Origin of the sequence: Mucilaginibacter sp. AK015 (assembly GCF_014200785.1) — a bacterium.
Taxonomy (GTDB): domain Bacteria; phylum Bacteroidota; class Bacteroidia; order Sphingobacteriales; family Sphingobacteriaceae; genus Mucilaginibacter.
Genome location: NZ_JACHCV010000005.1, coordinates 234564 through 261480, shown reverse-complemented (window position 1 = coordinate 261480; position 26917 = coordinate 234564). Strand labels below are relative to the sequence as shown.

Here is a 26917-nt window from a genome sequence, read left to right as displayed (position 1 = left end):
GACACGCCTTAATCTTTTCTCTTTACCCTTTTCTTCTGCAATAAAATTATTCTTATTCTCCTTGTAAACAACTCCTATACAAACATAGGATGACGTGCGGGGAGGACGGTAAGATTTTTATGATTTCAGCCTTAACAGCTGTTGGTAAACCTTCTCGGTAGGCAGGCCCACAACGTTGGTATAAGAGCCGTTGATGCGCTCTATGCCGATAATGCCTATACGCTGCTGGATGCCGTATGAGCCGGCTTTATCCATGGGCTGGTATTCTTCTACATAACTGCGGATCTCGTGGTCGGTAAGCTTACGGAAAAACACTTCGCTCCTGTCGTAAAATTTGTTGTATTGCCCGTTGTGCAGCAGGCAAACGCCGGTATAAACCTCGTGCATTTTGCCGGATAAGCGCTGCAGCATCTCCACAGCGTGCTCTGTTGATTCAGGTTTGCCCAATATCAGGCCATCTATAGCTACAATAGTATCGGCGGTAAGCACTATTTCATCGCTAACGTCTTCGTCAAAGGCCTCGGCTTTTTTAGCCGCAATATACAGGGCAATTTCGGCGGGCGACAAACCATCAGGGTACGACTCGTCCACCTCTTTTAAAACCACCCGGAAATCAATATCCATCAGCTTTAAAAGCTCCTGCCTCCTGGGCGATTTAGATGCAAGAATTATCTGCGGAAAGGTATTCATCTAAGAAAACTTTGACTTTTTACTTTAAACTTTTGACTTAACCGTCTACCAGCTATACGCCTGTTCGTTCATCCAGGTGCCTTGTACCTTCATCACTTTTTCTATCACCTCGCGGGCGCAGCCACGGCCCCCGGGTATAGGCGATACATAGCTGCATATCGCTTTAATTTCCTCGGCGGCATCGGCAGGGCATACCGGCAGGCCAACCAGCTTCATCACAGCCAGGTCGGGTATATCGTCGGCCATGTACAGAATATTGGCCGGGTTGATGCTTTTTTCTTCGATGAATATTTTAAACCTTTCAGATTTGGTATGCGCGCCCAGGTAAACGTCTTTTATGCCTAAACTGTTTAAACGGAACAGCGCGCTTTTTGACCGGCTGCCCGATATTGCTGCAACATTATACCCGCATTTAACGGCCAGCTGCAAAGCGTAACCATCTTTGATATTGAACGCCCGGCTCTGTACACCGGTTTCGGTAACAAAAACCGACCCATCCGTTAGCACGCCATCCACATCAAAAATAAACGTGGTTATATCTTTAAGCTTGGTTAAATAGGATTCCATTTTGTTGGTTCATTGGTGTTTGAACTGAAAGCTGTAAACCGTTACTGAAACTATTGATTACACCGATTGAAAAGCATCTGCACATCTGATCCCGATAGCTATCGGGACTGCACATCCGCACATCAACTATTGGTTATCCCTCCACTCGTACACCCAGGCGCTTTGTATCTGCTCCAGGTGCCCCTCGTTTGATTCTTCGCGCGTACCGGCAAAGTTTGGCAGGCTTAGTACCCATTCCAAAAGCTCGGTAAAGCGGATACGGTATATTTTCGATTCGCCAAAATCATCGCCAAACTTTTCGTAAAGGCTCATGGCTATATCTTCGTAATCATTCCAGTGTATGGGTAGGGCGAATTTATCGTCGTTCATTTTCTATTTGTTACAATCAAGTATATAACTGTTATTGCTTTTCTTGATTCTTGATTCTAATATCTTAGATCTTTACAGGTTTAGTGGCCCATAAAGCCCGACTGGTCAGGCAGGGTTACTTCTATATCGCCATCTATAACCACGCACTGGCATCCCAGGCGCGATGTTATACGCGGGTTAACAGCCCTGTCAATAAAGTCCTCTTCCTTGTCAGATATCTCCTGGATGTTATCCATCCCTTTGTTCACATAAATATGGCAGGTACTGCACCCGCAAACCCCGCCGCAGTTATGCTGCAGCTCGATGCCATTCTCCAGGCAAACATCTAAAACAGATTCCCCTTCGGCAATTGGCAGTTCCACGCTTTCGTGGTCCTTTTCCTCAAAGTTAATCTTTACTTTAAAAATATTCATTTTGGCAAAAGTAACAAAATTACTTATCCCCGTTACCCGCGTTATGGTTTTTGATAATATCCTGACTTAACAATGTATATATCTGCTGCAAACCGGGCTGGCCGTTAAGCATTTGCAAATGCGCCTGCATTGTCAAATCATCGTTACGCACGGCGGGGCCGGTTTGTACTTTAGCAGGCGAGTATTCTTTTATTTTATCGGCTGTTTCAATAATCAGCGGGCGCAGCATATTAAAGCTCAACCCGCTGCCGGCCAAAAGCTGCTCGCCAATGCTGTATAAATGATTGGTAAAGTTACAGGCAAATACTGCTGCCAGGTGCAGCACTTTGCGCTGCGCCGAATTTACCCGGTAAACATTGTTGCTTATGCTACGGGCAAGCTCCTCCAACGTTTTGCTGATATCCTCATCAGCCCCCTCAATACAAAGGGGCACTTGCCTGAAATCAACTTCCTTGGTTTTGCTGAAGGTCTGCAACGGATAAAACACGCCTGCATTTGTGGTATTATCAAGCAACGCCTGCATATCTACCGCGCCCGACGTGTGTACAATAAGCTTGTTAAAGGCGGATAAATGCGGGATAAATCCGGGTATGGCATCGTCTTTAATAGCCAGTATAAACATGTCGGTGTCAGGGCTTAGGCTTTCCGGCTTATCAATAGCTTCGGCGCCGATATGGTAAGCCAGCAATGCCGCATGCTGCATATCGCGGCTGTAAACTTGCATTATGCGGTGCCCCGCATTTTTAAGCGCGGCGCCTAAATGGGTGGCAACATTGCCCGAACCGATGATGGTTATACGCATAATAGGTGTATCAAGTAATGGCACAAACTTAAATATTTCTACTATTTTTATTTCCTTATTCCGCAATCCCGATCGCTTGATGAAATTTTTAAAAAACCTGTTCCTGATCATTATTTTGTTGATAATATTTGGTGGTGCCGCCCTGTATATTATTTACGATCACTATAATGCAGAGAAAAAACAACTGACCTATGAACTGCGCAAAAGCACTAACGGCAGCTATATCGATTTAACCCATGGAGTTACCCATTACGAACTTGACGGCCCTGATACCGGTAAGGTTGTGGTTATGCTGCATGGTGCTACCGTGCCGTACTACATCTGGAACGGTACCTTTGAGTATTTAACAGAACATGGCTTCCGTGTTTTACGGTACGACCAGTATGGCCGCGGCTACTCTGACCGGCCGGATGTGGTATATAACAAACAACTTTATTTTGAGCAGCTTAACGAACTTATAGCGCAGCTTCATTTAAAAAAACCCGTTAGCCTGGTGGGCGTATCGTTTGGCGGCATGCTGGCTACCGACTTTACCGTGGCTTACCCCGATGCGGTGAACAAGGTTGTGCTTATTGATCCGGGGTACCCTGCGAATAAAATTAAAGTACCCCAATTTGTAGCCGAATATTACGAAGCCATACACCCCGAAGAAAGGGCGCTGGGGCAAATGGACGATTTTAAATATCCCGACCGACACCCTACCTGGGTTGAACGTTACCGCCCGCAAATGGAATATAAAGGGTTCAGGCACGCTATCATTTCAACCGCTTATAATTATGGCGCGCAATATAATGGGCGGCAAAGCAATACCGCCCTTAACAACCTGCATAAACCGGTAATGCTTATCTGGGGCCGGGAAGATAAGACCGTGCCCTTTACCTACAGCGACTCGGTACGGAGCGTTTTAAAAACCGAATTTTTACCTGTTGACAATGCGGGGCACCTGCCATATCTGGAGCAGCCGGATATTGTTAACCCTGCTTTGGTAACATTTCTGCGCAAATAATATCTAAACCATAAATAAACACTAAAAACAAATACTATGGATACTTCTCTGATTACCACCAGCACCGCCTTAGATGGTTACAAGGTTGTTAAGCATTTGGGCGTGGTACGCGGTATAACCGTGCGCAGCCGCAGCGTAGTAGGCAACTTTGCCGGCGGTATACAATCGCTTTTTGGCGGCAGGCTTTCTGTTTATGTAGAGCTTTGCGAGAATGCCCGCGAAGAAGCCTATCACCTGCTGATACAGCATGCCCAGGCCTTAGGCGCAAACGCCATCCTGAGTATGCGCTACGATGCCAACGAGGTAATGCAGGGCATCACCGAGGTACTGGCTTACGGTACTGCCGTGGTGGTTGAGAAGGTGGCGGAGTAATTTTTATTATGTTAGGATATGCCTGTCGAAACTTGCTCGCGGAGGTGTTTCGACAGGTCCGGGCCAACCGCTCCGGAACCGCTGTTTCCAGCAGAATTTTACCGCAATTTTCTTCAAAAAATTCAAGGATTTTCTGATCTTTTAGGTGGCTTGCGCTGTCGGGATACGAAATTTTCTTTTAATTATTCGCCTAAAATAAACTGCTATCTTTGCTTCAAATTATAGCCTTCCTATGCAAGTAATAAAGCAATATATAGAAGATAACAAACAGCGCCTGCTCGACGAACTATTTGAACTGCTGCGTTTCCCGTCCGTTAGCGCCGACCCTAAGTATGCCCCCGACGTTTTGAACGCCGCCGACTATGTGGCCAAAAAACTGACCGACGCCGGTGCTGATAACGTAGAAGTTTGTAAAACAGCAGGTTACCCTATTGTTTATGGGGAAAAGTTAATAGATACTTCGCTGCCAACTGTGCTGGTTTACGGCCATTACGATGTGCAGCCACCCGACCCGCTGGAACTTTGGCACACCCCGCCGTTTGAGCCCACCGTTCGCGATGGTAAGATCTATGCCCGCGGCGCCTGCGATGATAAAGGCCAGTTTTACATGCATGTAAAGGCTTTTGAGCTGATGATGCAAACCAACACCCTGCCCTGCAACATCAAGTTTATGATAGAGGGTGAGGAGGAAGTTGGCTCTAACCACCTGGGTATCTTTGTAAAAGCGAATAAAGACCGCCTTAAGGCCGATGTGGTGCTGATATCAGATACTTCGATGATCAGCATGGAAAATCCATCGCTTGAAACCGGTTTACGCGGCCTTTCATACCTGGAAGTTGAAGTAACCGGCCCTAACCGCGACCTGCACTCGGGTGTGTACGGCGGCGCTGTTGCTAACCCGGCAACAATACTGGCTAAGATGATTGCCTCATTGCACGATGATAACAACCACATTACCATACCGGGCTTTTACGATGATGTAATTGAACTTACGCAAACTGAAAAGGACGAACTAAACGCCGCACCTTACAACGAGGATGAATACAAAAAAGACCTCGACATAGCCGAAGTTTGGGGCGAAAAGGGTTACACCACCTTTGAGCGTACCGGCACCCGCCCTACCCTTGAGGTGAACGGCATTTGGGGTGGCTACATTGGCGAGGGCGCTAAAACCGTGCTGCCATCAAAAGCCAGTGCCAAAATTTCGATGCGTTTGGTGCCTAACCAGTCATCAGAGAAAATTACCCAGCTGTTTACCGATCATTTTCTGAAGATAGCGCCGAAAACAGTAAAGGTAAAAGTAACGCCACATCATGGCGGTGAGCCGGTGGTTACCCCTACCGATAGCATCGCCTACAAAGCGGCGCAAAAGGCTATTGCCGAGGCATTTGGCAAGCAGCCTATCCCAACCCGTGGCGGCGGCAGCATACCTATTGTAGCATTGTTCGAGGCTGAGTTGGGTATCAAAACCGTATTAATGGGATTTGGTCTTGATAGTGATGCCCTGCACTCGCCGAACGAGAAATACGATATTTTTAATTATTACAAAGGGATAGAGACCATCCCATTGTTCCACAAATATTTTGCGGAATTGAGTAGGTAACAACCTTATTCCCGCGGCGTCATTGCGAGGTACGAAGCAATCTTCGATAGACAATCAGCGACAAGCATGTCGAAGATTGCCACGCTATCGCTCGCAATGACGTTTTTGATTATACCGTAAACTTTTCACACCCTGTCAAAAACGCCTCATCAGCATCCGCGCCTATACCGGGTTCGTCGCTTATGCTTAGTTTACAGCCATCATAAGTTACGCCCCCAACGCATGGGTCAACCAAATGGCCCAGCATACAGGTATCCATATCATAAAACCGAATATTCGGACTGGCGTACACAAAGTGAAGTTTAGCGCTGAGGGCGATGCGGCTTTCCAGCATACCGCCCATCATACAGGCAATTCCGCGTTCGGCAGCGGTATCGTGGATCTTTTTTGCTTCCAGTATCCCGCCTGATTTTGCCATTTTGATGTTAATATAATCGCAGCTGCCGCTTTCTATCTGCATGCGGGCATCGTGGTGGTTATAAACGCTTTCATCCGCCATTATTTTTACCGGCGATAGCTTCATCAACCGAGGCAGGAGGTCGTTATGCCAGGTACGCATGGGTTGTTCACAAAATTCAATATCATATTCGCCTATCGCCTGCAGGGCAAAAACGGCTTCATCAAAGCTCCAGCCCTGGTTTGCATCAACCCTTATCTTCATTTCGGGGCCAACAGCTTGCCGGATATGTTTTATCCGCTCTACATCTGTTTCGGCACCCTTACCCAGCTTTACTTTTAAAATATTCGCGCCCGATGCTTTAAAGTCGATTGCCTTTTTAGCCATCGCTTCGGGGGTATCAATGCCAATGGTGATATCGCTTTCAACTACTCGTCTTTCGCCGCCAAGAAATTTATAAAGCGGCAGCCCGGCATTTTTCGCGGCAATATCATGCAAAGCTATATCAAAGGCGCTTTTTATGGTGGTGTTACCTGCGGCGGCATCGTGCAATTGCTGCATCCGCGCGGGGATATCCAGCGCATTTTGCCCTTTCCAAAGCCCGGCAAAATATTTAGCCATCACCAGGCAGGTATCCTGTGTTTCCCCAACGATCATCGGGAAGGCAGAGCATTCACCCACACCGTAAAAGCCCTTATCAGTGTGGATACGGATAAACACATTTTGCGCGTGGTCCATAGTGCCCGTCGCGATGGTAAAGGGCACCATCGGGATGCTGAAACGGTAAATATCTATAGAGGCAATAATGACTTGTACGTTCATATAAGATTTGTAGCCGGCGTTAATTTACCCGTTTTAGCCCGTTATTGATACCTGCCCTGATCATATCGCCGTAACCATCGTTAGGTAAAAATGGAGCAAACTTAAGTGCCAGCTGATAATTTTCGTTTGCCTTATCAAACTCTTTCAAATCCTCAAAACATTTGCCAACATTCAAATAAAGCGATGGGTACACCGATGTTATCTCCGGGGCACTTATTTTAAGCGCGAGGTTTAAAGCAGTGAGGTCCCATTTCAATTTATCGGCAATAGAACTTTGCTGCCTGGCGATGTAATGCGCAGCAGTAAATCTTTCCATATCGTTTATCGCAATGTCCCACGCTTGCTGAAAAAGCACTGCAGCTTCTTTTTGCTTTCCTTCGCCTTCTAACATCATCCCGTTAGCGCAAAGTTTATTGATATTATTGTCCGGGTCGAATTGCATCATTTTATAGCAAATAAGTTCATTTTGGCTAAACAGTTAAATCTATGACTTTTATCGCTAAACTGGCGGATGTTAACAAAATTTGCACATTAACACATTTACCTTATATTTGCGTTAGTACTTCGTACGCTTCCATTTCGGTTCTCCGGTTTCTGCTTTCTTTTCTAAGAAATCGTCCATGCGCCGAAAACATTTCACGACTTTTTTAATTAAAAATATACATGGCATTAACAAATTTGCCTGGTCCGTTTGATTATAACTCGACCAGGAGCAAGCTTTTACTAAGCGAATACGGCCGTAACGTGCAAAATATGGTAAAATATATTGTGGCGTTACCCACCAAAGAAGAACGCAACAAATACGCACAGGTGGTTATAGACCTGATGGGCTTTTTAAACCCACACCTGCGAGATGTAGCCGACTTTAAGCACAAACTTTGGGACCATCTGCACATCATATCCGACTTCCAGTTGGATGTTGATTCGCCGTACCCAAAACCCAATCCCGAGGCTATCCACTTAAAGCCCGAGCCGCTTAAATACCCGCATCAGCGTATCAGGTACAAGCACTATGGCAAAACCATCGAAATGATGATAGAAAAAGCTAAAGCTATTGAAGAGCCCGAGCGCAAGCGCCACATGGTACAGGCTATAGCTAACTTTATGAAAATGGCCTACGTGCAATGGAACAAAGATTCGGTTGCGGACGAAACTATCCTATCGGACCTGTACGCCCTATCGGGAGGTGCGCTTAAACTGGAAGAGAACGTTAACCTTAACCGGGTAGAGTTCCGCGGTAACCAGTACAACAACCAAAACAATAACAACCGGGGGCGTAACAACCAAAACACCCGTGGTGGCGGTGGCCGCACCAATAACAACCCGCGTAACAATAACCAAAACAACCGTAACCGTAACACCGGTGGGGCAAAGAAATATTAGTTGATAGACGATAGTCTATAGACCATAGTTGATTGGGAAAAGAATTATACTTTTTTAATCTTTGTCATACTATGAACTATGGACTATCGTCTATGGACTACAAACTATAAACTATGAAAAACGCATTCGAGATACAGGGCGGTAAAAAGCTCAAAGGCGAAATTATCCCCCAGGGCGCGAAAAACGAAGCATTACAAATTATATCGGCGGTATTATTAACCAGCCAAAAAATGACCATCAGCAACATCCCCGATATACAGGATGTAAATAAGCTGATAGAGTTATTAGGCGATATGGGGGTTGAGGTAAACCGCATATCGCGCGATACCTGCACCTTCGAGGCCAAAGAAATAGACCAGGACTTTTTCACCTCAGAAGCATTTAAAACCAAAGGCGGTGGCTTACGCGGCTCTATCATGATATTAGGCCCGCTTTTGGCCCGTTTTGGCAAGGCTTCTATCCCAAAACCGGGCGGCGATAAAATTGGCCGCCGCAGGCTCGATACCCACTTTTTGGGATTCGAAAAGTTGGGCGCAAGATTTGATTATAACCCCGAAAACGGTTTTTACAATGTAGATGCATCAAACCTTAAGGGTACTTACATTTTGCTAGACGAGGCATCCGTAACAGGCACCGCCAATATTGTTATGGCAGCAGTGCTTGCAAAAGGCACTACCACCATTTACAACGCAGCCTGCGAACCCTACCTGCAGCAGCTTTGTAAAATGCTAAACCGTATGGGTGCAAAAATAAGCGGTATTGCCTCAAACCTGCTTACTATTGAGGGCGTAAGCGAACTGGGGGGTACAGACCACCGTATGCTGCCTGATATGATCGAGATAGGGTCGTTTATTGGCCTGGCCGCCATGACGGGTTCTGAGATCACGATTAAAGACGTACACTACGACGAACTGGGCATGATACCTGACGTGTTTAAACGCCTGGGGATTAAACTGGAGCGCCGCGGCGATGATATTTACATCCCGTCGCAAGATCATTACGAAATAGATACCTTTATAGACGGTTCGCTGCTTACCGTGGCGGATTCGCCGTGGCCGGGCTTTACACCCGATTTGCTAAGCATAGTGCTGGTAGTTGCCACACAAGCCAAAGGATCGGTGCTGATACATCAGAAAATGTTTGAGAGCCGTTTGTTCTTTGTGGATAAATTGCTGGATATGGGCGCTAACATCATCCTTTGTGATCCGCACCGGGCCACGGTTATCGGGTTAGATAAACAGGTACAATTGCGGGGTATCTCCATGACATCGCCCGATATCCGTGCGGGGGTGTCGTTACTGATCGCGGCATTGTCGGCCCAGGGGCAATCTACCATTTACAATATCGAACAGATAGAACGCGGTTACCAGAATATAGATGAACGACTAAGAGCCATTGGGGCGGATATAAAACGCGTGTAAAGCCGAAAGCTAAAAGCAGAAAGACCAAAGCTTTTTGCTTTTAGCATTTTTTTTTAGCTTTACGCTTTGTGCTTTAAGCTTTCAGCTCAATAATTCTACGCATCAATGCCATATAAAAACCGGAGATCGTCGTATTCTACCTTTATATTGATCTTTGTTGCGTTGAAAATAGTGCTTAACCTGTTTGCCATAAGCAATTTTGGTTTTCACCGCGATGAGTTGCTCCACTTGGTTTTAGGCGATCACCTTGACTGGGGTTATAAGGAAGTACCTCCTTTTATCGCCTTACTGGCAAAAATAAGCCTCACTGTTTTTGGCGATTCCGTTTTTGCCGCCCGTATATTCAGCACCATTGCCAGCGGCTTCATCATATGGCTTACCGGACAAATTACAGCCGAACTTGGCGGCCGCAGGTTTGCCATAAGCCTGGCCTGCCTGGCGCTGATATTTTCGCCTGCCTTTGCCGCCAGCGGATATTTGTTTCAGCCCGTAGTGTTCGATCAGCTTTGGTGGGTGGTAACCGTTTGGTTATTTGTACGTTATTTAAATACCGCCTCGGTTAAATACCTGTACTGGCTGGGCGTAGCGGTTGGCGTGGGCATGTTAACCAAATACACCATGGTATTTTTTACGGTATCGCTCATCATCGGTATCCTGATCAGCCGCGAACGGAAACTGCTGTTCAATAAGCATGTTATTTACTCGGCATTAATAGCTACGCTCATTTTTCTGCCCAATGTTATCTGGCAATTTGCCCATCACCTGCCGGTAATTCATCACATGAAAGAGCTGCGCGCCACCCAACTGGATTACGTGCATCCTTCAGATTTTATCAAGCAACAGCTGCTGGTTAACGGCACGGCGTTGTTTGTATGGCTTACAGGCTTTATCAGCTTACTATTTTCGTTCAGGCTGCGCAGGTTCAGGTTTATGGCCATTGCCTATGTACTGATATTTTTGTTTTTGCTGCAAATGAATGGTAAAAACTATTACCTTTTTGGCGCTTACCCTATGCTGTTTGCAGCGGGTGGCTTTGCCTTTGAGCGGATACTGAACCGTAAAGCGAATGTTTTGCGCACTGCTGCCATGGTGTTGTTTATTTTGCCAAACCTTTTGTTGCTACCGCTGGTGCTGCCGCTGCTGCCGCTAAATACAACCGCCTCATTTATTAAAAACCAAACCAACCGTTATTCCTTCCTGAAGTTTATTGTTACCTGGGAGGACCAAAAACAGCACCCCCTTACGCAAGATTACGCTGATATGCTTGGGTGGGAAGAAATGGCCAAAAAGGTTAGCGATACCTACCATGCGCTTACACCCGAGCAGCAGAAAAACACACAGCTATATGCCGATAATTACGGCCTGGCCGGTGCCCTGCACCACTACAGGCACAAATATAACCTGCCCGAGGTAGTATGCCTAAACAGCAGCTTTCAGTTGTGGGCGGCCGATAACCTTAACGCCCGTTATATTATTTATGTGGATGACCATGATAATATAGAACGCAGGATAAGCCCCCTGGTGGAAAGCTACCGCCAAACCGGTGAAATAACAACGCCAATGGCGCGCGAACATGGCACAAGGATATACTTGCTTACCAACCCATCGCCTAAATTAAACGACATTTACCGGGCCGAACTGGCTAATAAGAGACTGGAATAATGCGCGGACTAAAAACCATTTTGTTCCTTACCATATCAAACACTTTTATGACGTTTGCCTGGTACGGGCATCTTAAATTTAAGGAGTACGACTGGGGTAAAAACCTGGGGCTGATATCGGTTATCCTCATTAGCTGGGGGCTGGCGTTTTTCGAATACTTATTCCAGGTACCTGCAAACCGCGCCGGTTTTAAAGCCGATGGCGGCCCGTTTACGCTTGTACAGCTAAAAACCATACAGGAAGCCATTACGCTTACTATTTTCATGATCTTTACGATTTTATTCTTCAAAACCGAAAAGCTTGGCTGGAACCACCTGGTTGGTTTTGGGCTGATTGTACTGGCGGTGTTTGTGATATTTAAGAAGTGGTGAGTTTCAGATGTGCAGATAAGCAGTCCACTCGTCATGTTGACCGATAGCGAAGCACCTCATCGCGATATGCATGTTGACGATTGCAAAGTAACAATAGATCCTTCGCTATCGCTCAGGCTGACAATTCAAATTATAAAAAGAGACGCGAAGTATCGCGCCTCTACAGTCATCATTTATCTTTCGTCCTTTATCCTTACTCTAATTAAGCCGATATAGCATTAATAATATCGTACTGGGTAATGATCTCTATCCTGCCATTATCATCCTCAACCAGCACGGCTATATTATCCTTGTTGATCATGCCTGATATCTTATCAATAGATGTGTTCAGGTCAACAAACGGGAATGGCGCTGTTGATATACTGCTAACCGGCTGCGATTTTATGGCCGGGTTTTCCATCAGTGAGCCGAGGATGTCGCTCTCGGTTATTTTGCCTATCACCATTCCTTTTTGGGTAACAGGTATCTGGCTTATGTTAAGCGATTTAATGGTGTTGATAGCCTCCAGAACTGTTTTCTCGCAGTCGATGGTAACGATCTCCTGGTTCTCCTTTTTGCTGATGATATGGCGCGCGGTTAGCTTTTCTTCTTTGATAAAACCACGGTCGCGCAGCCAGTCGTCGTTATACATTTTGCCCAGGTAACGGGTGCCGTGGTCGGGGAATATGATCACCACTACATCTCCGGCTTTAAACCTGTCCTTCATCTGCAATGCCCCCGCAACCGCCGAACCGGTTGAGTTACCTGCAAAAATACCCTCTTTACGTGCTATCTCGCGCGTCATCAGGGCGGCATCCTTATCCGTCACTTTTTCGAAGTGATCTATCAGGCTGAAATCAACATTTTGCGGCAAAAAATCCTCCCCTATACCTTCGGTGATGTAAGGGTATATTTCATTCTTGTCAAATTCACCGGTCTCTTTATATTTTTTAAATACAGAGCCGTAAGTATCTATACCTAAAACCTGTATCGCCGGGTTCTTTTCCTTTAAGTACCGCGCCGTGCCGGATATGGTACCCCCTGTACCCACACCTACAATAAGATGGGTTACCTTGCCTTCTGTCTGTTCCCAAATTTCGGGGCCGGTCTGTTCATAATGCGCCTGCGAGTTGCTCAGGTTATCGTACTGGTTTGGTTTCCATGAGTTTGGCACCTCGCGCTCTAAACGAGAGGAAACAGAATAATACGACCTGGGATCTTCAGGCTCCACATTGGTTGGGCAAACTATAACCTCGGCGCCAAAAGCACGCAGGGCGTCAAACTTTTCTTTCGATTGCTTATCGGTACTGGTGAAGATACATTTGTAGCCCTTTATAACGGCTGCAATAGCCAAACCCATGCCCGTATTGCCCGATGTACCCTCAATGATGGTACCGCCCGGTTTAAGTTTTCCGCTTTTTTCGGCATCCTCAATCATTTTAAGGGCCATACGGTCCTTTATAGAGTTACCGGGGTTGGTGGTTTCTATTTTTGCCAATACCGTCGCCGGTATGTCCTTTACTACTTTATTTAATTTTACCAGTGGCGTATGGCCTATGGTTTCCAGTATATTGTTGTACCACATATATAAAAATCTACTAATTCGATATGCTAACAGGGCAGGCTCAAAATTAGCTTTTTTTAAATGATATTTTTTTATGGAATATCAAATACGTGTGCATCATAGGGATATTAAGTTCATATATTTAAAAACAACGGCAAATACCAAATCTAAACCACACATGACATCACTACTAAAAACTTTGTTGTTTTCATTGCTGTTAATTTACACGTCTGGCCGGCTGTTTGCGCAGCAAAAACTTACCAAAAGCAGGCAAAGCAGCTATTACACTTACATTTACAAACTAAACCCTGCCGATGTAGTAAGGTTCTATCAATCGAAGCAAATGAAGAACGAGGCGGAGCTTTTCCATACGCTTGTAGATTCCTTTAAAACCGACAAGCATTGGAAGAATAATTTGCCCGCAGGTAATTACCTGGAAATGTACGCCGATAAAAATGCCCTGGTTTACAAGCTCATTGAGAACCATTCGGCCTATGTAAAAATGTTCCAAAACAGGTTTGAAAACCGTTTTACCCTTGCCGATAAGCAAGGCAATTATATAAAAAATGCTACTGTATTGCTTAATGGTAAACCGGTAGCTTACGATGGCAACAGCGATACCTGGTTTTTCCACCCGAAAAAAGACACCAGCTTGCTGCAGGTTGATCATGCAGGAGTGAGCAATTTTTTCAGCGTTATAAAAACTAAAGAGTATCATAAAGGTTTTTTCGCGAAGCTTTGGAGCGGAATAAAAAATATCTTTAAGAAAAAGCCGGATCAATATTATAAGCCTTCGCCCTACACCGGCTTTATGGTATTTAATAAACCTAAATACAAGCCTAATGATACCGTTAGGTTTAAGGCATTTGTATTGAACGCAAAAACCAAAAAACCGGTTAAACAAAAAAAGCTGCTGGTTAAAATGGCAGAGAGCGGCGATGACGAAGCTAAAACTATCGGGACAGTAGGCAGCTACCGCGATGGTGGCTTTGAGTATAGCTTTGTATTAGCCGATAGCCTTGATATGTCGCTTGACGAAGATTACATGGTTAGCCTGGTTGATGAAACTGCCGAAACAAAAGCGAAAAGCGACGAAGAAAAAACCGATAACACCAACGCCCTTATAACCGGCACTTTCAAGTACGAAGAATATGAATTGAAAGGTATAAAGTTTGATGCCCGGTTGGATAAAAAAGAGCACCAGCCCGGTAACCCCCTATCGGTTTATTTAAAAGCAACAGACCAAAACGACCTGCCCATAGGCGACGGGCGCGTAACCTTAACCCTTACCCCTAATTATGTAAGTTACTACTATAACGTTAAAACATTTGTGCCCGATACTTTATGGGTGCATAAGCTGCCATTAGACCCTGTGGGCGAAACCAAGATAACCATCCCCGACTCTATTTTCCCGAAGGCGGATATAAGTTACAATATACACGCTGCCTTTTTAAATGCCGACAATGAATCGCAGGAGGTTGATAAAAATGCCGAATTCAACTATGTGCGGTTTAAAGTAATAAGTAAATTAAGTGCCGATACCCTGCTGATAGCTTATTCAGAATTTGGTAAAGACGCTAAAACCCCAGCATTAGTAAGTACCTTGAACGCGGATGGGGATACCCTATCAAAAGTAAAATTAATGCTGCCCGGTTTTGTAAAATTAAACGCCAGCGCCGATAGCTACAACATCGAAACCGACAGCACAGATACCGATATCGAACTAAAAGACCTTACTGCCGATGTGTCAATATCAGGCGAATGTACTGCCGATTCGTTATTTGTAAGTGTGGCCAACCCACGCAGGCTAAAGCTTTTTTACAGCATATTTGCCGGTGGCAAGCTGCTGGATGCCGGGCAGGGCGAAAGCATTAACTACAAAAAGGCTTATCATGATAATAAGCTGATAAATGTGGTTGTGAATTATGTATGGGGAGGCCGGGTAAACCAGCAGCAAAGCTCGCTGGCTTATAACAAAGACGCCCTCAACATAGCTGTTAAGCAACCGGTATCGGTTTACCCGGGGCAAAAAACCACGACAGATATCGTAGTAACCGATGCCGCAGGCAAGCCTGTTGCCAATACCGATGTTACTGCCTGGGCAGTAACCCGGAAATTTAATAATTACAGCGTGCCGAATGTGCCTAACCTGGGTAACGACTATCCTGCCGTAAACCGGCGCACACAAACCGTTAACCTGAGCGAGCGGGAAATAAACGGCGGGCTGCCGCTTAACTGGGCGCTTCGCAGCCGCAGCATGGGCCTGGACAGCATTGAGTACTATAAATTCACCCATCCTTTAACTACTTATCGCATTGAAGAACCCGGCGCTGATACCATTACCCAGATAGCACCCTTTGTGGTACAAAAAGGGGATGTATTGCCCATACATATCCTTTATATAGATGAGCGGCCTGTATATTTTAGCCAGGCGCAGCAATTGCAGCCATACAGCTTTAAGGTTTCGCCGGGCAAGCATTCAGTTAGGTTTCGCACAAGCAATTTAAGTCTGCGGGTTGATAGCGTGTTGGTAGAGCCGTCAAAAAAACTCATCCTAAGTATCAATGCGGATGCTTTTACCCCAACTAAAATGCCCGATACAATGCTGACTTATGAAGCCGACCTGCTTAACAGGTATATGGTAACGGTAGTAAATAACTTCCGCGAAAAAAAGGCAATGCTGTTACAGGATGACCGTATCTTCTTTTTAAACCCCAACGGTCAGGCGCGGGGCAGTGTGCTTGCAGGCCCGCTGGCAAGCAACTTTACAATTTACGAACACCACAACCAAAAACAGGCCTTTATTGCCGAACCGGGTTATAGCTATTGGTTTGAGCCCGGCTTAATAAAACAAACAAGCATCAGATCGCGATATCCTTTTTCAACCGCACTTTGGGCGGCTACAGGCGCGACAAATTATACCCAGTATGTTTTAACAAACGCCCGTGCCGATAGCTTGTGGCAAAATTACCTGGCCGACCGCAGCAATAAGCGCTGGCTATTTCAAAACGAACCCATTACAGGTAACTTATATGGTAATTTAACTATCGATGTACTTTCGGCAAAGAACCTGGCACCGGCGTTTGTTAAAAACGTTATCATCTACAAGCCGGATGACCCTGATTTTATACAGATATTCCCGGGGAACACAACTAGCTTTGGCAAGCTTGCCACAGGCAAATACAAAATATTTTACCTGCTGAAAGACGATAGCTACGATATTAAAGAAGATATTACCGTTAAGCCAAACGGAACAAATTATTACCGGCTCGCTATCCTGCCAAAATATTGTAAAGATTCGGTAAGCATCAAGATCAATACCATCATCAGCTACAGGGATAACGCTGCTAACAATTATAAGGATAATGAGATACAGAATGATGCCTTAAAACTAAAAGAAGCCTTTAACGAAAAGTACCTGAATCCAAGCTTTGATAAATGGATGACAGGAGAGGTAACATCAAGCAATGACAAACTCCCGTTGCCGGGCGTATGGGTAAAGGTTAAGGGCACTGCTACCGGTATACAAACCGACAAAAACGGAAAATTCAAGATTAACGTACCACCGCACGGCAAACTTATTTTTTCGTTCATTGGGTTTTACACAAAAGAAGAGACCATAAAACCCGGTAGCGACATCCGTGTCTCGCTCAGTGAAAGCTCAAACGAACTGCAGGAAGTTGTGGTTGTTGGTTATAGTGCGCAGTATAAACGGGAATTAAGTTATGCCGTAACAACATTAAACGGCATGGTAGCCGGTGTGCAGGTAAACAGCGCACCGGGCGCTGCAATGCGTATTGTATTAAGGGGTAATAATTCATTTGTTGGTAATGATAAGGCGCTTATTGTGGTAGATGGTATTATTGTACCCAGTATGGATATGCTTAAACCCGAGGATATTGCCAATATATCAGTATTAAAAAATGCTGCCGGGACGGCTTTATATGGCGCAGCAGCTGCAAATGGTGTGATCATCATCACCACAAAGCAAAGTAGCGCCAGTAAACCTAACCAGCCGGCCGGCGACAGTCCGGGTGGCGAGCAAACCATGCGCAAAAACTTTAGCGACTATGCTTACTGGCAGCCGAAACTTGTTACCGATGAAAACGGTAAAGCCAGTTTTACAACAGTGTTCCCTGATGATATTACAAGCTGGCGTACATTTGTGGTGGGCATAAACGGTAACCGCCAAAGCGGCACTACCGAAAACCAGATCAAAGCATTTAAACCGCTTAGCGCTAACTTCATAGCCCCGCAATTTGCCATTGCCGGTGATGAAATGAGTTTGATAGGTAAGGTAATGAATTACAACTCGACCGCCGCCACAGTTAACCGCAGCTTTATTTACAACGATAAAACGCTTAAAAATGATATTTTAAATGTTACCAACGCCAAAATAGATACTCTTAACATCATTGCGGCAGCAGCAGATAGCCTGACATTTGAATACAGTATAAAACGCGATAACGGTTATTTTGATGGCGAACGCCGCACGGTACCTGTTTTTAAGCAGGGCATAAAAGAAACCAAAGGTGTATTTGAAGCGCTTTACCGCGATACTACCGTTGCACTTGCCTTCGACCCAAAACTTGGCCCGGTAACTTTCCGTGCGGAGGCTTCTGCCCTGCCTGCTTTAGAAGAGGAAGCCACGAAACTGCGCGAATACAAGTACCTGTGCAACGAGCAGCTGGCATCAAAGCTTAAAGGTTTATTAGCCGAAAAACGGATAAAAATCAAACTCAATGAACCGTTTAAGTATGAAAAGAACATTTTAGATATTATAAAAAAACTACAGGACAACCGCAAAACAAGCGGCACCTGGGGATGGTGGAAAGACAGCAACGAAGAGTTATGGATAAGCCTGCACGCGGTTGAAGCGCTGGTGGATGCCAAAAATATGGGATACGATATTTTGTTGAACGCGCAAAAACTGACAGATTATCTGGTTTACCAGTTGGAAAGTTATAACGGCCAGGATAAGCTTATCAGTCTGCAGATACTGCTTAAACTAAAGGCAAAAATTGATTATCCCAAATATATCACTGTAATAGCTAAAGCGCAGTCGGCTGCAAAATGGCTTAGTAATTACGATCGCTTAAAACTCCTTTTACTCAGGCAGCAAACGGGTGCTCAGGTTAATATCGATAGCCTGTTAAGCAAAAAGCACAGCACGCTTTTTGGCAATATCTATTGGGGCGACAATAGTTACCGTTTCTTTGACAACTCGATACAGGAAAGTATTTTGGCTTATCAACTCATCCGTAATGAAGGCAAGCATCCCGATATACTGGAAAAAATAAGAGGTTACTTCCTGGAGCAGCGCCGTACCGGCAATTGGCGCAATACTTATGAAGCGGCAATGATACTAGAAACCATCTTACCCGATGTATTAGGGCAAGGCGATAAAATAGTGCCATCGGTATTAACATTAAAGGGCAGCGATACAAAAACCATATCCAAATTCCCTCATACTGATACCTTACGTGATAACCGGGTAACCATTAGCAAAACAGGCAACCTGCCGGTGTATATTACCGGTTACCAGCAGTTTTGGAACAGCCGGCCCGAGAAGGTAAATAAAGACTTTACGGTTAACTCCTGGTTCGAGAAAAAAGGCATTAAGCTGGATAAGCTTAAAGGTGGCGAGGTCGTGCAGCTTAAAATTGAAGTTACTGCCAAGGGCGATGGTGACTATGTAATGATCGAGGTACCTATCCCCGCCGGGTGTTCTTACGAGGATAAAGAACAGCAATGGACCAACAACGAGGTACACCGCGAATATTTTAAAGAAAAGGTCAGCATCTTCTGCAACAAGCTGAAACAAGGCACTTACACCTTTATCATAAACCTGATGCCACGCTATAACGGTAAATATACCTTGAACCCTGCCAAGGCCGAGCTGATGTACTTCCCGGTGTTTTATGGCAGGGAAGCGATGAAAAAGGTGGTAATTGGAAATTAGTGAGTTGGTGGGTAGTTGATTAGGTGAGTGGTTGCATCATGTAACAGCTCACCATTCACTTACCAACCACTCGGCCGACTTAAAACTTCAGGTGCTTTACCGTTAACCCGTTATTTATCAATTGTTTTAACGATTCGATACCTACACGCAGGTGTGTTTCTACGTATTGTTCGGTAACGGCGCTGTCACTTTCGGCGGTTTTAACGCCCTCGGGTATCATGGGCTGGTCTGATACCAGCAGCAGTGCGCCGGTTGGTATTTTGTTGGCAAAGCCGGTAGTAAAAATGGTAGCGGTTTCCATATCGATGGCCATTGCGCGCAGGTCTTTCAAATACTTTTTAAAATCCTTGTCATGCTCCCAAACGCGGCGGTTGGTGGTGTAGCAGGTTCCGGTCCAGTAATCGCGCGCGTGGTCGCGTATGGTGGTCGATATGGCTTTTTGCAAGGCAAACGCGGGCAATGCAGGCACTTCGGCAGGCAGGTAATCGTTTGATGTACCTTCGCCCCTGATGGCCGCTATGGGCAGTATCAAGTCCCCTACGCTGTTCTTCTTTTTAAGCCCGCCGCATTTTCCTAAAAATATCACTGCTTCGGGGTCAATGGCAGTTAGCAGGTCCATAACGGTTGCGGCTACCGGGCTGCCCATCCCAAAGTTTATAATGGTGATACCGTCAGCGGTTACGCTTTGCATAGGTTTATCCAACCCCATTATCGGCGCATTATCATGCCATTGCGAAAATAACTGCAGGTATTTAGAGAAGTTGGTAAGTATTATATATTTCCCGAAGCCATCAAGCGGCCTGCCTGTATAGCGCGGCAGCCAGTTGGTAACAATGGCCTCTTTTGTTTTTAGTCCAGATTTTACCGGCGATTGTATCTCTTTAATCTTTTTTGCCGGGATAGTGTTTTCGTCCTTCTTTACATCTAATTCTTCGTTCATGTCTTTTTTTCCTCTTTTTTTGTGTATGTATCTGTATAAAGGCTTTTTCAGAAACCTTTTTATACAGCAAACCCCGGCTGTTCACCAGGGTTAGTGTGTAATATACGAAAATACTTTTAAAGTATCAAATTACGGTTAAGCTACCTTTAACTTTTTAAGGTCTGATTTTTCGAACTTTTCCCTGGCGTAATCAAGTGTAACGTTTAAGCGCTTAGCATCCTTTTTTGACGGAAACTCAAACATCGCGTCAATCATGATGGCCTCGCAAATGGAGCGCAGCCCACGGGCACCCAGTTTAAACTCCATTGCCTTATCCACAATAAAATCAAGCACCTCGGCATCAAACTCAAGCTTTACACCTTCGTACTCAAACAATTTTTTGTATTGTTTAAGCAGCGAGTTCTTGGGCTCGGTCAATATATTCTGCAGTGCTTCGCGGTCAAGCGGGTTCAGGTAGGTTAATACCGGCAAACGACCGATCAACTCTGGTATCAAGCCAAACGATTTCAGATCCTGCGGCGTAATATACTTATACAGGTTCTTCATGTCTATTTCGCTGTCGTCGCGTTTCATTTTGTAACCAACGGTTTGTGTACGCAGTCGGTTGGCTATCTTTTTCTCGATGCTATCAAACGCCCCACCGCAAATAAACAGGATGTTACTGGTGTTCACCGTTATCATTTTCTGGTCGGGGTGCTTACGGCCGCCCTGCGGCGGTACGTTAACCATAGTACCTTCCAGTATTTTTAACAATGCCTGCTGAACACCTTCACCGCTCACATCGCGTGTAATGGATGCGTTATCGCTTTTACGGGCAATTTTATCAACTTCGTCAATATAAACTATGCCACGCTCGGCCATGTTCACATCATAATCTGCCGATTGCAGTAAGCGGGTCAATATGCTTTCAACATCTTCACCCACATATCCGGCCTCGGTAAGCACCGTGGCGTCGCAAATACAAAATGGTACGTTAAGAATTTTGGCCAGTGTTTTTGCCAGCAGGGTTTTGCCCGTACCGGTTTCGCCCACCATAATAATGTTCGATTTTTCTATCTCTACCTCATCCTTATCAACACGCTGGTTTAACCTTTTGTAGTGATTGTACACAGCAACCGATAATACCTTTTTGGCATCATCCTGGCCTATGATGTACTGATCGAGGTGAGATTTGATCTCGGCGGGCTTTAGCACGGCGGGTACCGCCGGCGATGCTTTCACCTTACGTACCTTCAGCTCTTCTGCCAATATTTCGTTTGCCTGATCAACGCATTTATCACAAATGTGCGCGTCGAGCCCGGCTATCAGCATCAGGGAGTCCTGCTTACCTGCACCACAAAACGAGCACCTGATCTCCTTGCTGTTCTTATTCATGTTTATAAGGTTTTATCAAAAATAGCTATTCGCCCACTTATAACAAAACATTTAACTGCTAAACGCCTGTTACACAGCAAATACCAATTTATTTATTTGTATTAGCTCTTAATATCTCATCAACCATACCAAACTCTTTTGCTTCTTCGGCAATCATCCAGTGGTCACGATCCGATGCATCCCACACGGTTTGGTAATCGGTTCCGCTATGGTCTGCAATTATCTGGTACAACTCTTTTTTCAGTTTGGTGATCTCGTGATATGTGATCTCGATATCCGACTGCTGACCCTGAGCACCGCCCGACGGCTGGTGTATCATCACCCTGGCATGCGGTAAAGCCGCACGCTTACCCTTTGTACCTGCCACCAACAGCACTGCGCCCATTGATGCCGCCATACCTGTACAAATAGTGGCCACATCATTTGATATGAACTGCATGGTATCGTATATACCCAAACCTGCATAAACCGACCCGCCCGGGGAGTTGATGTAGATCTGGATATCCCGTTTACTATCTGCCGATTGTAAGAACAGCAATTGGGCCTGAATAATGTTTGCAATATTTTCATAAATGGCATCGCCCAGGAAAATAATGCGGTCCATCATTAAACGGCTGAACACGTCCATCTGGGCTACATTCATCTGGCGTTCTTCGATGATATAAGGCGTCATGCCGGTAATGCCGGCGCCTGTAACAATACCCGATGGGGTGGCACTGCGGTTTACGCCGCCAATAAACCTGTCTACATAGGTGCTGCTAATGCGGTGATGCTTAACAGCATATTTTCTGAATTCGTTTTTATCTGGATTACTGTTCATGTTGTTTATTTTATAATTGTGGTACGGGCTCTTGCCCGCGATAAATATAGTTTTTAGTTGAATAGATTTTAAACTAATTAGTTTGATGAAAGTAAAAAAAAGCCTCGCCCTGCCCTCTCTAAGGGAGAGCGCTACACTCACTGTCTTTAAAGTCCTCTACTTTGGCGAGGACTTAGGTGAGGCCCTATAACACAAAAGCATCTGCTTACGGCAAATGCTTTTGGTGAATATGGGTATTTAAAACTGTTACTGTTTATGCAGTAAGCTTGTTAAAGTCAGAGAACAGTATCTCTTTTTTATCAAGCGTAATAACGCTTTTAATGTAATCAAATACTTTTAGCGCTTTTACCTGTTCAAATACCTTGTTAGCATTTTCTTTGTTTTGCAGGTACTGTACAGTGTACTGGCCCAGTTGCTCTTCGCTCAATGCCTGCGGGCTGTACATCCTGAACTGTTGGTCTAAGCTTCCTTTTGCAAAATCAAACACCTCCTCGTATTTAATATCGATGTTGTTATCCTTCATCAATTTATTTTCGATAAGGGTCCATTTAAGGTTTTTAGCAAAATCGGCATAACCGCCTTCCAGCTCTTCGTCGGTCAGTTTTTCGTTGGTTACTTTTAACCAGCGTTTCAAAAACGCATCAGGTAACTCAAACTGTACCTTACCAATGCTGTAGTTATATATCTCGTCCTGCAGTTTGCGCTCGGCATCCTGGGTCATCATCATTTCCAGTTCTTCGGTAATCTTAGCCCTGAAACCCGCCTCGTCGGTAACTACACCTTCACCAAATAATTTATCAAAGAACTCCTGGTTTAAATCGCCTTCTTCTAAACGGTTAACATTTTTTACCGTTAACTTAAAGTTCGATTTTAAGTCAGCCGCTTCATCTTCCTCAATTTTTAATAAGCCTGCAACCTTAGCCGCATCGTTATCAAAAGCCTTGTTGATGTCAAATACCAGTTCGTCGCCTTTTTTTAAACCTATCAACGATTTTCTGATATTCTCGTCTTTGATCTGGTCTAAACGCACCGATGTGGTATTGCTTTTTCCTCCTTCAAAAACAGAACCATCCGGCGAAAGCTGCGTTAATTCGGAATAAAGTACATCATCATCTGCCGATACGTCAGGATTTGTCATTTTGCCATAGCTGCGACGGATATTTTTAATGCGCGATTCTAATGTCTCGTCGTCAACTTTTATTACATATTGCGGCAAATTATCCTTCGATGAAAAATCGATATCAAACTCGGGCGCCAAACCAACTTCATAGTTAAATTCAAAGTTATCGGCAAAATCCCAGTTGTACTCCTTGTTATCGTCGGCCTTTGGTAAAGGCTGGCCCAATACCTCAAGCTTTTCTTCGTCTAAATATTTGTTCAAGGTATCTGATAACATATTGTTGATCTCGTCAACCAGAATGCTTTTACCATACATTTTTTTGATGTGGCCAACCGGTACCATTCCCGGGCGGAAACCCGGTAATTTTGCTTTTTTAGCATGGTCCTTCATTGCTTTTTCAACCCGTGGCTGGTAATCTTCGGGGTTAATGTTGATCTTAACAACGGTATTCAGGTTATCAATTTTTTCCTGTGATATATTCATCTTTTTTGCCTGGTATTAATTAAAATTCATTGCGATACGGCCATTCCGGCCATACAAAATTCGAGGCGCAAAAGTAAGAATTTATTTTGGATTTATTGAGGCCGTAGCGTCAACCTGAAATTTATTCACCTTGTTTTTTACCGGCTTTACCGTTTTAAGGTAAGCGTATATGGCGCCCAGGTCGGTTTCGCTCATGCCACTGTAGCGCCACCATGGCATAATGGTTTGAAACTCGCCCGGTTTCACCGCAACAGGTTTCATTGCACTATTGTCAAACTGTTTAAACCTGCTGATAAACTGTTCTTTGGTCCAGCTGCCTATGCCGGTCTCTTTATCTGGCGAAATATTGGCCGCGCGCAGGGTTGCGCCGTTACCCATGCCATACTCGTTACCGCCGGCAAACTCCATCCCCGGTATCGGCGAGCCTTTTTCGGCTTTGGTATGGCATTCGGCACAGGCAGCAGTTGTTACCAGGTACGCGCCATATTTGAGGGTATCGCTTTCGGCCGGCCTTTTGCCTGGCTCAGCCTTTTTAGGCATCGTATTTACAAGCAGGTTAAGCGGGAAATCGAGCTTACGTTTTGGATATGAGGCAGCATGCGGCTGCAGGGTACGGATGTATGCAATAATATCGTAAACATCTTCCGGGTCCATTTTTGAGTATGATTGCCACGGCATGATGGGGAATATAGCCGATCCGTCTTTTTTAACGCCTGTTGTAATGGCGCGGTACAGTTCGCCGTCGGTCCAGCTTTTTAAATTTGCCGGGGTAATATTTGGTACATAAACCTCGCCCGGGAAACTGATACGGGAGTCAAATTTTTCGCCGCCCGCTCCTATCACAGCCGTATCTATCGGGGCCGCAAATATATCCCATTTACGTGTACTGTGGCAATCAATACATACCGCAACATGATTTGCCAGGTATTTGCCGCGCGCTATGCGCTGCGGGGTTGCATCTACTTTAATGTTTTGTGGTTCGCCAACATTTGGCAGTGCCAATGATACGTATGATATAGCCGCAATAATAAACAGCGCTACACAGATGGCGATGTAGGTCGCCCATTTTTTAAACTTTTTCATGTAAGGTTTGGTAATAATAAATACTGTTAAAGCAACAATGACGGCTTTTGGCCGCCATGTGTTACATTGTCAATCAAATATATTTAACATTAATCTATTTTTTTGATGGAGGATGCGCCAGATTGATCGTTGTTTACTTTTGAAGGGTTACCACGGTACGATATATCCGAAGCGCCGCTGGTATGCACGTCAAGTTCGTTCAGCACATTAATTTTACATTCGCTTGCACCCGATGTGCTTATTTTGTATTTGCCTACCACAAAATCAAGCGCTTCAACTTTGCCTGACCCACTCATATCCACATCGTGCGATGCAGCCTGGCCCCGCAGGTATATCTCGCTCGATCCGCTGGCATCAGTACGAACATTGGCCGCGTTTAGCTCCATATCAATTTTGGTTGAGCCCGAAAGGTCGAAGCTAAGATCTTTTACATTCAGACGCCCGTTTGCAGTAATATCCACCGCTCCCGATGCCCCTATCTTTTCCAGATTTTTTACGCCTATAGTAATAGTAGTTTCGCCGCTGCTGCAAATATTACGGCGGTTGTGTATACGCAGGGTGCCGCCTTCAACACTCGTTTCGATATACTTTAAAAGGTTATCATCGGTATTGATCACCACCGATTCGGAACTATCCTGTTTCAGCGTAACCTTATACCCGCCCGAAATATCCACCTTATTAAAATCTACCATTTTACGGCTTTCCGTTTTTACATTGCCGTTACCCTTGACGCATCTGAACCGGCGGCATGACGAAAAAATTGTAACGGACACGGCTAACAGGATTAATATTTTAAGACCGGATGTTTTCATAATAGTTTGGTTTTAGTTATTGTGACGATGTTTATGAGTATGAAGTTACATTAAAAATAAAAAAAGCCATTATGGTAACGGCTTTTTTTATGATGGGTAAATTAGCGGCTTATAAACCTGCTAATTCGTTTGCTTTTGTTTTAGCAGGTATCTGGCTTTTTGAAGCAGTAACGGCTACAAAATTTGTATGGATTACGTTTTGGGGTTGTGTGTAGTTTAAGTTATAATCGTTTACGCTGCCGGTTAAATTTGCTTTAGCATTGTCGTTTACATTTATGGTGGCCTTGTAACCTTCTAAGTTTAACGCTGCAGAAGCGGTGTTGTACAAGTTAACTTCCAGTTCAAGGCTTGCTAAACGGCCAAATGTTTTTACTTCGGCATTGTCATAAGCGCTGATGTTGTGCAGGTCGGCTGCGGTTACCCAAACCACTAACTTTTCGTTTTTGTATGATGAGATGCGCAACACGCCGTTCTGGCTTTGTACCAAAGCGCTTTCGGCATAATACTTATTGTAAACCTTCACCTGGTCGGCAGTGCCGTCAGATACAAACAGTTCAACATTTCCGTGCAGCTCTATTTTGTTGATCTTGCTGATGTTTTTCAAAACGGTGCTTACTTCTTCGTTGTTGTTATTATTTACGTTTGCGTAAGTGTTTTTTGTGGTTACCACTGCCATAATCATTACGGCTGCCATGGTTAAGATTTTTGTTTTCATTTTATTAATATTTTGATTATGAATACTATAAGTTGTGTTATGTTATTAAATACATAGATATGACGAACCGCGCGAAGAAACGTTACAGCCAATAAGTGTATTTTAGACACAACACCTGATAATGTCGGTAAAGGGGCGAAAAATGGCGGTGAAAATGATTTACACTTTAAAATAAAGATACAGGACG

Annotated in this window: 23 protein-coding genes; 8 read left to right on the top strand and 15 right to left on the bottom strand. The window is 44.8% G+C overall.

Annotation, left to right across the window (positions count from 1 at the left end; genetic code table 11):
- Positions 1–117: 117 nt before the first annotated feature.
- The 5 genes from HDC91_RS18575 to HDC91_RS18555 form a co-directional block, all read right to left on the bottom strand.
- A complete protein-coding gene (locus HDC91_RS18575; RefSeq protein WP_183554728.1) occupies positions 118–690 on the bottom strand; it encodes a Maf family nucleotide pyrophosphatase in 573 nt (190 codons plus the stop codon).
- Between the two features lie 45 nt (positions 691–735).
- The gene (locus tag HDC91_RS18570; protein ID WP_183554726.1) at positions 736–1257 is read right to left on the bottom strand and encodes an HAD family hydrolase; all 522 of its coding nucleotides are present in this window, start codon (positions 1255–1257) and stop codon (positions 736–738) included.
- A 126-nt stretch (positions 1258–1383) separates the two neighbouring features.
- A complete protein-coding gene (iscX, locus tag HDC91_RS18565) occupies positions 1384–1626 on the bottom strand; it encodes a Fe-S cluster assembly protein IscX (RefSeq protein WP_162432894.1) in 243 nt (80 codons plus the stop codon).
- A gap of 80 nt (positions 1627–1706) precedes the next feature.
- Positions 1707–2039, bottom strand: a complete 333-nt coding sequence (locus tag HDC91_RS18560; RefSeq protein ID WP_162432895.1) for a 2Fe-2S iron-sulfur cluster-binding protein — start codon at positions 2037–2039, stop codon at positions 1707–1709.
- Positions 2040–2058: 19 nt separating this feature from the next.
- The gene (locus HDC91_RS18555) at positions 2059–2952 is read right to left on the bottom strand and encodes a Rossmann-like and DUF2520 domain-containing protein (protein WP_255476793.1); all 894 of its coding nucleotides are present in this window, start codon (positions 2950–2952) and stop codon (positions 2059–2061) included.
- On the opposite strand from HDC91_RS18555, the gene HDC91_RS18550 reads away from it, so the two are divergent.
- The 3 genes from HDC91_RS18550 (at position 2921) to HDC91_RS18540 (ending at position 5822) form a co-directional block, all read left to right on the top strand.
- A complete protein-coding gene (locus tag HDC91_RS18550) occupies positions 2921–3847 on the top strand; it encodes an alpha/beta fold hydrolase (RefSeq protein WP_183554724.1) in 927 nt (308 codons plus the stop codon). The two genes, HDC91_RS18555 and HDC91_RS18550, sit on opposite strands and share 32 nt — an antisense overlap.
- Before the next feature lie 36 nt (positions 3848–3883).
- Positions 3884–4219 (top strand): YbjQ family protein, encoded by a 336-nt coding sequence (locus HDC91_RS18545; protein WP_162432897.1) that lies wholly within the window; start codon positions 3884–3886, stop codon positions 4217–4219.
- Between the two features lie 232 nt (positions 4220–4451).
- Positions 4452–5822: a dipeptidase gene (locus HDC91_RS18540; protein ID WP_183554722.1), complete on the top strand. Its 1371-nt coding sequence runs from the start codon at positions 4452–4454 to the stop codon at positions 5820–5822.
- A gap of 109 nt (positions 5823–5931) precedes the next feature.
- Here the strand turns inward: HDC91_RS18540 and HDC91_RS18535 are convergent, their stop codons facing one another.
- Together HDC91_RS18535 and HDC91_RS18530 are read right to left on the bottom strand one after the other, a co-directional pair.
- Positions 5932–7041: a mandelate racemase/muconate lactonizing enzyme family protein gene (locus tag HDC91_RS18535; protein ID WP_183554720.1), complete on the bottom strand. Its 1110-nt coding sequence runs from the start codon at positions 7039–7041 to the stop codon at positions 5932–5934.
- 19 nt (positions 7042–7060) lie between these two features.
- Positions 7061–7486 (bottom strand): hypothetical protein, encoded by a 426-nt coding sequence (locus HDC91_RS18530; protein ID WP_221262272.1) that lies wholly within the window; start codon positions 7484–7486, stop codon positions 7061–7063.
- Between the two features lie 218 nt (positions 7487–7704).
- Here HDC91_RS18530 and HDC91_RS18525 point away from each other — a divergent pair, with 218 nt between their 5' ends.
- The 4 genes from HDC91_RS18525 to HDC91_RS18510 all read left to right on the top strand — a co-directional run bounded on the left by HDC91_RS18525 (position 7705) and on the right by HDC91_RS18510 (position 11878).
- Positions 7705–8424 (top strand): DUF4290 domain-containing protein, encoded by a 720-nt coding sequence (locus tag HDC91_RS18525; RefSeq protein WP_183554718.1) that lies wholly within the window; start codon positions 7705–7707, stop codon positions 8422–8424.
- A gap of 113 nt (positions 8425–8537) precedes the next feature.
- The gene (gene murA, locus HDC91_RS18520; RefSeq protein WP_183554716.1) at positions 8538–9845 is read left to right on the top strand and encodes a UDP-N-acetylglucosamine 1-carboxyvinyltransferase; all 1308 of its coding nucleotides are present in this window, start codon (positions 8538–8540) and stop codon (positions 9843–9845) included.
- A 105-nt stretch (positions 9846–9950) separates the two neighbouring features.
- Entirely contained in the window at positions 9951–11507 is a 1557-nt protein-coding gene (locus HDC91_RS18515) for a glycosyltransferase family 39 protein (RefSeq protein WP_183554714.1), read from the top strand.
- The gene (locus HDC91_RS18510; protein WP_162433266.1) at positions 11507–11878 is read left to right on the top strand and encodes a DMT family protein; all 372 of its coding nucleotides are present in this window, start codon (positions 11507–11509) and stop codon (positions 11876–11878) included. The genes HDC91_RS18515 and HDC91_RS18510 overlap by 1 nt, the downstream gene beginning before the upstream one ends.
- 202 nt (positions 11879–12080) lie before the next feature.
- On the opposite strand, the gene HDC91_RS18505 is transcribed toward HDC91_RS18510, so the two are convergent.
- The gene (locus tag HDC91_RS18505; protein WP_183554712.1) at positions 12081–13442 is read right to left on the bottom strand and encodes a pyridoxal-phosphate dependent enzyme; all 1362 of its coding nucleotides are present in this window, start codon (positions 13440–13442) and stop codon (positions 12081–12083) included.
- Between the two features lie 157 nt (positions 13443–13599).
- Here HDC91_RS18505 and HDC91_RS18500 point away from each other — a divergent pair, with 157 nt between their 5' ends.
- Entirely contained in the window at positions 13600–19383 is a 5784-nt protein-coding gene (locus HDC91_RS18500) for a carboxypeptidase-like regulatory domain-containing protein (RefSeq protein ID WP_183554710.1), read from the top strand.
- Positions 19384–19462: 79 nt separating this feature from the next.
- On the opposite strand, the gene HDC91_RS18495 is transcribed toward HDC91_RS18500, so the two are convergent.
- The 7 genes from HDC91_RS18495 to HDC91_RS18465 form a co-directional block, all read right to left on the bottom strand.
- Positions 19463–20323: an AMP nucleosidase gene (locus HDC91_RS18495; protein ID WP_183554708.1), complete on the bottom strand. Its 861-nt coding sequence runs from the start codon at positions 20321–20323 to the stop codon at positions 19463–19465.
- Positions 20324–20458: 135 nt separating this feature from the next.
- Entirely contained in the window at positions 20459–21697 is a 1239-nt protein-coding gene (gene clpX / locus HDC91_RS18490; RefSeq protein WP_162432905.1) for an ATP-dependent Clp protease ATP-binding subunit ClpX, read from the bottom strand.
- Positions 21698–21785: 88 nt separating this feature from the next.
- Positions 21786–22517: an ATP-dependent Clp protease proteolytic subunit gene (locus HDC91_RS18485; RefSeq protein ID WP_255476791.1), complete on the bottom strand. Its 732-nt coding sequence runs from the start codon at positions 22515–22517 to the stop codon at positions 21786–21788.
- 253 nt (positions 22518–22770) lie between these two features.
- Positions 22771–24120, bottom strand: a complete 1350-nt coding sequence (tig, locus tag HDC91_RS18480; protein ID WP_183554706.1) for a trigger factor — start codon at positions 24118–24120, stop codon at positions 22771–22773.
- An 81-nt stretch (positions 24121–24201) separates the two neighbouring features.
- A complete protein-coding gene (locus HDC91_RS18475) occupies positions 24202–25203 on the bottom strand; it encodes a cytochrome c (RefSeq protein WP_183554704.1) in 1002 nt (333 codons plus the stop codon).
- Between the two features lie 89 nt (positions 25204–25292).
- A complete protein-coding gene (locus tag HDC91_RS18470; protein ID WP_183554702.1) occupies positions 25293–26015 on the bottom strand; it encodes a head GIN domain-containing protein in 723 nt (240 codons plus the stop codon).
- Between the two features lie 109 nt (positions 26016–26124).
- Complete coding sequence (locus HDC91_RS18465) at positions 26125–26730, bottom strand: GIN domain-containing protein (protein WP_183554700.1); 606 nt, start codon at positions 26728–26730, stop codon at positions 26125–26127.
- Positions 26731–26917: the final 187 nt, after the last annotated feature.